This is a genomic window from Microbulbifer sp., assembly GCF_036563125.1.
Classification (GTDB): domain Bacteria; phylum Pseudomonadota; class Gammaproteobacteria; order Pseudomonadales; family Cellvibrionaceae; genus Microbulbifer.
The window spans coordinates 1-8,285 of record NZ_DATCMV010000096.1; the positions used below are offsets into that span (position 1 = coordinate 1).

Genomic DNA, 8,285 nt, shown 5'->3' on the forward strand with positions numbered 1-8,285 from the left:
GCATTGACCTGCGGCAGCAGCGCAGAGCGACCGAGATTCTTGGCCTCGAGGCCGGCGCGGTAGGCGGCGCGGTCAGCGGCCAGCTGCGGGTCGTTGTCGAGGGCCTGCAGGTAAATTTCCCACAGGGTGTCCGCCTGGGCCTGTACCGCGCCGAGACCGGTACCCAGGCCGATGACAGCGGCGGCGAGCATGGATTTGAACGGGCGGCCAAATTGGTGAGCGAGGCGCCCTTTTGCACTTCTTGTCATTACTGTTGATTTCCTGTGACAGCTGCGGTCTTCAAGTTTCCGGTAGCGATAGATCCTGCCCCGGGCTCAAGGGGTGCTTTGCCCCCGGCTTTCCTGTAAACCCCGCTTTCCTTTTGTTAAGGAGTGGAGCCAGTCTGTAATGTGCTCTGAAGGCGTCGCTGGCTTGGCCCGGGGCAATGTTGTTTTTCCGTTGAGTACATCGACTTATGACGGAGTCCGGGCCTGCGGTCGCAAGAGTGTACCTTCAGGCCGCAGGAGCGTCGAGGCGACGGTCGGGGCAAATTGGTATATCTTCGTTAAGCTGACGCGAATGTGCGTCCAGTAACAAAATTTAACCACTGACCGGCTCGCCTGGGCGTTTCCCGACCTTTGAGACGCGGCATCGACCGCTGGCGGATGCAGCCCGGGTGCAACCGGGATGAAATCTTCACACGAGCAGGGCATCGGCGGGAAATGGGGCAGGATTCCGGGCAAGACTCAGCGCACATCCAGCCGGGGGCATCGCGCCCCTGGAAGCGCGCCTGTCACCAGTGCGACCTGCTGCTCACCCGCGACCACGCGCCGGTAGGCCAACGCCTTATGTGCCCGCGCTGTGGCGCCACCCTGCACCGCAATATGGAGCGCAGTGTCGCCCACACCGCGGCATTGAGCCTCAGCGGCCTGTTGCTGTTTATCCCATCCGCCACCCTGCCACTGCTGGAGTTCTCGCTGTTTTCCTTCGGTGCTGAAAACACCTTGCTGAATGGCGTGCAGGCGCTGTTTGCCGCCGGATACCTGTGGCTTGCCTCGCTGGTGCTGTTCTGCAGTGTGCTGGCACCGCTGGGAAAGTTTCTGTTGCTCGCATTTATCAGCTGGGGCAGCGCTTGGGCATCGCTGGCAAAGCCGGTGGCGCGGGCGCTGCGCTGGTATCTCCACCTGCAGGAGTGGGGCATGCTGGATGTGTACCTGCTGGGGATTCTGGTAGCGCTGGTGAAAATGTCGGATCTGGGCAAGATGTCGGTGGAGCCGGGGCTCTACTGCTTTGTGGCGATGATGGTGGTATCGAGTGCCGCTACCGTATCGTTTGACGCGGAAACCGTGTGGGCGAGGCTCGCCCGCCGCGCCGCCACTGCGGGCAGCAAAAAGGATCCGGAGGCGGCGCAATGAACCGACCGGCCCGCGCCTTGTCTCATGGGTTCTGGACCTGCCTCGGTTGTCGCCAGCTGGTGACGGTGCCTCGCGAGACCCGCACCTGTCTCTGCCCCCGCTGCGGCGCGCGTATGCACGCGCGGGTGGACGGCAGCATCATGCTGACCTGGGCGCTCACTATAACCGGGGCCCTGTTATTGATTCCTGCGAATATCCTGCCGGTGATGACAGTGATCTACCTGGGTTCCGGTGATCCGAGTACCATCATCGGCGGCACACTGGAGCTCTACCACAACGGCCTTTGGGGCATTGCCCTGATTGTATTTGTGGCGAGTGTCGCGGTGCCGGTAATGAAGCTGGTGGGGTTGGTGATCCTGTGCCTCATCGTGCAGTTGCGGCTCAACGTTGCGCCGCGCCAAGCGATGCGGATCTACCGAGTGGTGAACGCCATTGGCCGTTGGTCACTGTTGGATCTGTTCATGATTTCCATTCTGGTGGCACTGGTGGATATGGGTGCCATTGCCGAAGTGGCCGCCGGCGCTGGCAGCACCGCGTTTGCTACGGTGGTGGTGGTCACCATGTTTGCGGTGCGCGCGTTCGATCCACGTTTGATATGGGATATTTACGAAGAAAAAATGTCGGCAGTCGAAGCTGAGAACATTAGCCAGAGTCATCAAGACCAGAGCGGGGAGCGCGCATGAGCGACGCGCCGTTTGGACACGACGCCCAGCCTGAAGGCATTGCGCGCCGCAGTCGCGGGCTTTCGCTGGTTTGGCTGCTGCCATTGATCGCGGCGCTGATCGCGGTGTGGTTGCTGTACAAGGATTTCACCCAGGGGGATATTCGCGTCACCATCCTGTTTTCCAGCGGCGACGGCCTGGTGAAGGGCAAGACCGCGGTCAAGTACTCCGGGGTGGAAATTGGTGTGGTGAACGATTTCCGTCTGGTGCAGAGCGCCAGGGAATTGAATGGCCAGGACGGCGTGCTGGCAGAAGTCACCTTCAATCGCAGCGCCGGCTATCTGCTCACCAAGGGCAGCAAGTTCTGGGTGGTCAAACCCGAAGTGTCGCTCACTGGAGTGCGCGGGCTGGAGACACTGGTGTCCGGCAACTATATCGCGGTGGAACCGGGCGCTGGCCCGGCGCAGAGGCACTTCGTTGCGGTGGCGGAGCCACCGGCTTATGTGCGCGGCGACGGGCTGCGTATCACCCTCAAATCCCCGCGTCTCGCCTCCCTCAACCGGGGTTCACCGGTGTATTACCGCCAGCTGGAAGTGGGACAGGTGGAGAGTTATCACCTCGCGGAAGATGCCAGTGAGGTGGACATCAACCTGTTCATCCGCCGCGAATACGCGGATCTGGTGCACCGCGGCAGCCGCTTCTGGAACACCTCCGGGGTGTCGATCCAGGGGAGCATCAGCGGGGTTAATGTGGAAGTCGAGTCCCTCGCCTCGCTCATTGCCGGCGGGGTCAGTTTCTATACACCGGATGCGCAGCAGCACTCGCCGCTGGCCGTGGATGGCAACGAATTCAAACTCTACAAAAGTTTTGCGGATGCGGACGCGGGCATTCCGATCACGCTCAATTTTGATCGCGGGGTCAGTCTCGCCGAGGGTTCCACCCAGGTGATTTACCAGGGGATCAAGGTGGGGCAGGTGAGCGGCGTCAAGGCCAACAAGAATATCAATGGCATGGAAGTGAGGGTGTTGATGGACCCCATCACCGACGACCTGCTGAGCGAAAACACCCAATTCTGGCTGGCGCCGCCGACGCTGGATTTTACGTCCGGGGTCAACGACCTGCTCAAGGGCAACCGCATAGAAGTAGACTTGCGTCGCGGCCAGCGCTCGGTGCGGGAGTTCGACGCCCATTCGGCGCCGCCGCCGCGAGACCCGCGGGTACCGGGTCTGCACCTGACGCTCACCGCGCGCAATACAGGATCATTGCAGCGCGGCGCCTCGGTCTACTACCGGCAAATGGAAGTGGGGCGGGTACAGGGCATGGCATTGAAGGAGGATGGCTCCGGGGTCGAGGTATATGTGGTCATCGACCCGCCTTACGCCTATCTGGTGAACAACGAGAGTCGCTTCTGGAATGTGAGCGGCCTGCGCGCCAGCGCCAGCCTGAAGGGAATCGAGGTGGAAACCGATTCCCTGTTGTCGATGGTGCGCGGCGGTATCGCCTTCGGCAGCGGTCCCCACGACAGCAAGAGCGCCGGCCAGGCCATGAGCGGTGACAGCTTCCAGTTGTATGCCAGCCGCGACGACGCCATGGAAGAGGGGATCAATATCTACATCGACCTCACCGGCGACGAGGGGCTGAAAGTGGGTGCACCGCTGCGTTATCGCGGTATCCAGGTCGGCGAGATCACCGCCATGCGCCTCAACCTCGACCTCGACGGCGTGCGCGCAAGGGCGCGGCTATACCGGCGCGCCGAGCGCTTCGCCCGCAACGGCACCCGCATGTGGGTGGTGGGTGCGAAAATCGGCCTCGGTGGAGTCGATCATCTGGATACCCTGGTGACAGGGCCTTTCCTCGAGCTGGAACCGGGTGTGGGCGGCGAGCCGCAGACGGAGTTCGTTGCCCTCGCCGCGAAACCGGAACCGGATCTGGCGGACACCATGATGATGCCGGGGCTGGCGCTGATTCTGGACGCGCCGCGCCGCGGTTCCCTGAAGCGTGGCAGCCCGGTCTATTACCGCCAGGTGCAGGTCGGCCAGGTGACCGGCTACCAGCTGGGGGAACTGGCGGACCGGGTTTACATCTATGTTTATATTGAACCGCAGTACCGCACCCTGGTGCGGGAGCGCTCCAGGTTCTGGAATGCCAGCGGAATGGAAGTCAATTTCGGGGTGATGACCGGTCTCGATGTGCACACCGAGTCCGCCCAGGCACTGCTCGCTGGCGGCATCGCCTTCGCCACGCCGAACAATCCGGAAATGGGGCTTGAGGTGGAATCCGGCAGCCACTATCCGCTCTACGGCAAGCCGGAAAACGAGTGGCTGCTGTGGAGCCCGAAAATCGAGCTGTACCCGACAGCGGAAGAAAACTTCAAATAAGTTGCGGATCTCGCCCGCGAGATCCCACGCAAGTTCAAGATGATTCACCCAAGAACATTCAAGAAGGAACAACGGATGCGCAATGCAAGCAAGGGCCTGAAAGTCACCAGCCTGCTGACAGGATTTGTTTTGTCCCTCGGACTCGCGGGCTGTGGCACCCCGACACAGATAGACCGCATCGAATCGCGCAGCGCGCCGGTCAGCTTCCAGACCTATGCCTGGGGCACCGAGGCCCTGAGTGGGGAATCCGGCGCGCCCGCGCAACTGGTGGAGCTGGATGCCGAGCTGCGCCAGGTGGTGGGAGCGCTGATGTTGGCGCGCGGATATCGCCAGGTACAGGGGGCCGACAACGCGCAGATGGTGGTGGATTACCAGATCGCCATTGTCGAGGAGGAGTTCGCAGGCGATCCCAAAGACGAAAGCTGGGACGCCCAGTTCGACAGCAATGCCCAGCGCGGGGTGGTGGAACTGCCCGCCCGCACCGGCGCGCCGCGGGTGACCCTGTCGGTGGGTATCGGCCCTCAGCACGGCATGCCCATTTGGGGTGGCAGCGCCACCAAGTTGATGGTTCGGCCGGAAGACAAAAACGAGCGCCAGCGCATCTTGAACAATGCCGTTGGCGAACTGCTCAGGGACTTGCCGCCGGCAGCCTGATACAGTTGGCCCGAGAATACTTCCAATAACGGACTTTCCAATAACGGATCGGCAGGGACGCCGTCCTCGCAACGCAATAGCGGGAGAACATATGGCTTCACTGCGCAAACTTTTTTCCGTGGCCACCCTCGGCCTGCTGCTGATCGCAGGCCTCGGCGGTTGTGCCGCCCCCAACCCGGTAGCGGTCGATTACGATCCGGGCTTCAAATTCGCCAACCTCCGCAGCTACTACCTGCTGGATACCCTGGCCAACGGCCCAGTTTCCCCGTTTGAAAGCAAGCGTGCCAACCAGGCGGTAGATGAAATGCTTCGCGGCAGTTACAGCCCGGCGGCAAGCCGCGAAGAGGCGGATTTCCTGGTGCGGGTGCAGCTGTTGAGCGCCGACAAGGTGGCAGTGTACCAAGACCCTTTCAGCATCTATGGCGGCTACCGCTACTTCGGGTTTGGCTGGCGCGCGCCGCTGCGGGTGCACGAGTACCGTGAGTCCACCCTGATCGTCGATGTGCTGTCACCGGATGAAGCGCCGCTGTGGCGGGGCAGCATGCCGTCCACCGCGGCGCGCCACGATTCCCCTGAACAGCAGATGTTCCGCCTGCGGGAAGAAGCGGGCATGATCCTTGCGCGCTTCCCCCCATATAACGACGTCGGCTACGACTAAGTCGGGCGTGGATCTGTTTCGACAAGGAATTCCATGAACGACAAAATGGATTTGAAACCGCCGTTTACCCGCGGTGCGGTGGATATCATTTCCCGTAAAACCGTGTACGACGGCTTCTTCAAAATGCACAAGCTGCGCCTGCGTCACCGCCTCTATCGCGGTGGCTGGGGCGGAGAGATGGAGCGCGAGCTATTCGTGCGTGGCAATGCGGTGGGGGTGCTGCTGTATGACCCCCAGCATCAACTGGTCGCCTTGACCGAGCAGTTCCGCATCGGTGCGCTGGAGCGCGAGGGTGGCCCCTGGTGTCTGGAAGTGGTCGCGGGCATGGTGGAGGAGGGGGAATCCCTTGAGGATGTCGCCCGCCGCGAACTGCAGGAAGAGGCGGGACTCGAGGTGCAGGATCTGCACTTCATCCGCAGCTATCTGCCGAGCCCTGGCGGCACCTGCGAGCGCATGCACCTGTTCTGCGGCTGTGCCGACCTGCGGGGTATTGAAGGCTACTTTGGCCTCGCCGACGAGCACGAGGATATCCGCCTGCGGGTGTTCCCCCTGCAGGCGCTGCTGGATGCGGTCAACCGTGGCGATGCCGCCATCGACAACGCGGCCAGTATCATCAGCCTGCAGTGGTTGCAGCTGAATCGAGAGCGCCTGGGTGGGTAATATTCCCCTACATTTACTAAGGGGAAATTTGCGTCAAGTGACCCGCCGGGCCCTACAATTCGCCAGTTGCTGCCGCGAATGCGGCGAATGGCGGGCAATTTGAGAGATCAATCACGGCGCGTACTTAACAGGAGTGTCGATAATGTCGGTACCGGCTGGCACAGGCCGCAACAGTTTGGCGGTTAAGGCCCGCAAGGGTGTGGATACGGGAGCGAGAGCCGGTTTGCGAGAGCGCTACCGCGTCGACTTGCCGAATTATCACGCAGATTGTGACGCCAATTACCTGCGCCTGTGCAAACTGATGCCGGAGTTCGAGAGCAATCACAGCTGGCGCTACCAGGTGCCCGGAGGCACGCTGGAAGTCGCAGTACTCGAGCGCAGCCGCTACACCACCGAGGTCTGCCTGCAGGCCTCGGCGGATACCGCGGCAAAGGTTAAGTTCGGAAAGGATAAAAACTGGCTGCGGCCGCCGCCCATCACCGTGCGCATGTACCACGATGCGCGCATGGCAGAAGTGGTGGCGGTAGACGGTCAGGGGCCGGTAGGGGGGGATGGGCTGAACTTCAGTTACCCCAACCCGGCAATGCACAAAGAAGATGAACGCCAACAGGTTAATCGCTATCTGAGCGAATGGTTGGCCCACTGCCTGGCAAATGGTCGCGCCGACGTCGATCTCACCTTTGGTGACCGGCGCCGCTGAGTGCACGCCGGGCATCGCACAGATGACACGGATGTTTCGGCAAGGTGAGAAAGTGAAGATCGAGGCAGTACAACCGGCAAACCGGCTGATCCAGATAACCGACCCCCATATTGGTGGCCGGCCGGATTACCAGTTGTTGGGCCTGGACACCGGCCACACCCTGGAGGAAGTTCTCCGCACTATTGCTGCGAATCCCGTCCGGCCAGAACTAATGGTGGTGACCGGTGACGTTTCCGCCAACGGCTCGGAGGCAGCCTACCGCCGCTTCCTGCACAAGATGCGGGGCGCTGCCAGCCCTTGGTACTGGCTGCCGGGTAACCACGACAATCCTCAGCGCATGGATGAGATTGCGCCGAAACGGCGCCCGGAAGTGATCGCTCTCGGCAACTGGCGCCTGTTGCTGCTGGATACCAGCGTGCCTGGGCAGATTTCTGGTGGTTTCAGTGCGGCGGAACTGGCGCGCATTGAAAAACTGATCGACGCACACCGGCAGCATCCGATCATGCTGATGATGCACCATCAGCCGGTCCCCGTTGGCAGCCACTGGATTGACGGTCATATGCTGAAAGAGGGGCGAGAGTCCTTTGTGGGCCTGATCCAGCGCTCGGACAATGTCCGCGCTGTGTGTTGGGGGCATGTGCACCAGCAGTTCGACAGCCGCCTCGGCCCCGCGGGCCTGCATGCCACCCCCTCCACCTCGGTGCAATTCACCCCCGGCAGTGGACCCTTTGCGGTAGACAGCGAAATGCCCGGCTACCGTTGGTTCGAGCTGTATGACGACGGAAGCTATGAGACCGGCGTCGAGCGGGTCGCCATCGCCGAATACAGTGTCGATCTGGCATCCTCCGGCTACTGATACCTGATACCGCGCCGCCTACCAAATACGGTCGGTAGCCCATTCTCGACCGATCCCCGACTTTCGTGACTCCGCAGCCTGTTCTTTACTTTAGAATGGCACCGGAATCCGCGTTGGTGTGGTAGCAGATTCGGACAGCGGTGGACGATAGAGCGCCGACCGCTTGTACAACACCCAGTAACAGGAAGTGAGGTCACCATGCAGACAATCAAACACAAATTGCTGTCCCCGCTGCTTCTTTCCCTGGCGCTGCTGGCCGGCTGTACCCAGCAGAGCACCGTCAATCCCAAGGATGCCGAAGATGGTTTGTTGCCGCGCCAGAC

8 protein-coding genes and 1 pseudogene are annotated in these 8,285 nt (G+C 61.6%); 8 read left to right on the forward strand and 1 reads right to left on the reverse strand.

All coding sequences use genetic code 11. The features are described from left to right. Nucleotides 1-248, reverse strand: a pseudogene (locus tag VIL80_RS07840) (TolC family outer membrane protein); the annotation flags it as partial. Between the two features lie 453 nt (nucleotides 249-701). Between VIL80_RS07840 and VIL80_RS07845 the strand changes: the two are divergent. The 8 genes from VIL80_RS07845 to VIL80_RS07880 all read left to right on the forward strand — a co-directional run bounded on the left by VIL80_RS07845 (nucleotide 702) and on the right by VIL80_RS07880 (nucleotide 7,962). Beyond that, nucleotides 702-1,394, forward strand: a complete 693-nt coding sequence (locus tag VIL80_RS07845; protein WP_332035565.1) for a paraquat-inducible protein A — start codon at nucleotides 702-704, stop codon at nucleotides 1,392-1,394. Next, on the forward strand, nucleotides 1,391-2,077 hold the full coding sequence (locus tag VIL80_RS07850; protein ID WP_332035566.1) for a paraquat-inducible protein A: 687 nt from the start codon (nucleotides 1,391-1,393) through the stop codon (nucleotides 2,075-2,077). Before VIL80_RS07845 ends, VIL80_RS07850 begins: the two co-directional genes overlap by 4 nt. Continuing rightward, entirely contained in the window at nucleotides 2,074-4,434 is a 2,361-nt protein-coding gene (locus VIL80_RS07855; RefSeq protein ID WP_332035567.1) for a PqiB family protein, read from the forward strand. The genes VIL80_RS07850 and VIL80_RS07855 overlap by 4 nt, the downstream gene beginning before the upstream one ends. 75 nt (nucleotides 4,435-4,509) lie before the next feature. After that, nucleotides 4,510-5,088, forward strand: coding sequence for a DUF4136 domain-containing protein (locus tag VIL80_RS07860; protein WP_332035568.1), 579 nt, complete (start codon nucleotides 4,510-4,512; stop codon nucleotides 5,086-5,088). 91 nt (nucleotides 5,089-5,179) lie between these two features. Beyond that, the gene (locus VIL80_RS07865; RefSeq protein ID WP_332035569.1) at nucleotides 5,180-5,746 is read left to right on the forward strand and encodes a DUF4136 domain-containing protein; all 567 of its coding nucleotides are present in this window, start codon (nucleotides 5,180-5,182) and stop codon (nucleotides 5,744-5,746) included. A gap of 33 nt (nucleotides 5,747-5,779) precedes the next feature. Beyond that, nucleotides 5,780-6,406, forward strand: coding sequence for an NUDIX domain-containing protein (locus VIL80_RS07870; RefSeq protein ID WP_332035570.1), 627 nt, complete (start codon nucleotides 5,780-5,782; stop codon nucleotides 6,404-6,406). Nucleotides 6,407-6,548: 142 nt separating this feature from the next. Continuing rightward, complete coding sequence (locus VIL80_RS07875; protein WP_332035571.1) at nucleotides 6,549-7,106, forward strand: DUF1249 domain-containing protein; 558 nt, start codon at nucleotides 6,549-6,551, stop codon at nucleotides 7,104-7,106. Between the two features lie 52 nt (nucleotides 7,107-7,158). Continuing rightward, entirely contained in the window at nucleotides 7,159-7,962 is an 804-nt protein-coding gene (locus tag VIL80_RS07880) for a phosphodiesterase (protein WP_332035572.1), read from the forward strand. Nucleotides 7,963-8,285: the final 323 nt, after the last annotated feature.

Coding starts and splice junctions, on each gene's coding strand:
- VIL80_RS07870 (WP_332035570.1), top strand. CDS start 5,780: ATGAACGACAAAATGGATTTGAAACCGCCGTTTACCCGCGGTGCGGTG.
- VIL80_RS07850 (WP_332035566.1), top strand. CDS start 1,391: ATGAACCGACCGGCCCGCGCCTTGTCTCATGGGTTCTGGACCTGCCTC.
- VIL80_RS07865 (WP_332035569.1), top strand. CDS start 5,180: ATGGCTTCACTGCGCAAACTTTTTTCCGTGGCCACCCTCGGCCTGCTG.
- VIL80_RS07875 (WP_332035571.1), top strand. CDS start 6,549: ATGTCGGTACCGGCTGGCACAGGCCGCAACAGTTTGGCGGTTAAGGCC.
- VIL80_RS07855 (WP_332035567.1), top strand. CDS start 2,074: ATGAGCGACGCGCCGTTTGGACACGACGCCCAGCCTGAAGGCATTGCG.
- VIL80_RS07860 (WP_332035568.1), top strand. CDS start 4,510: ATGCGCAATGCAAGCAAGGGCCTGAAAGTCACCAGCCTGCTGACAGGA.
- VIL80_RS07845 (WP_332035565.1), top strand. CDS start 702: ATGGGGCAGGATTCCGGGCAAGACTCAGCGCACATCCAGCCGGGGGCA.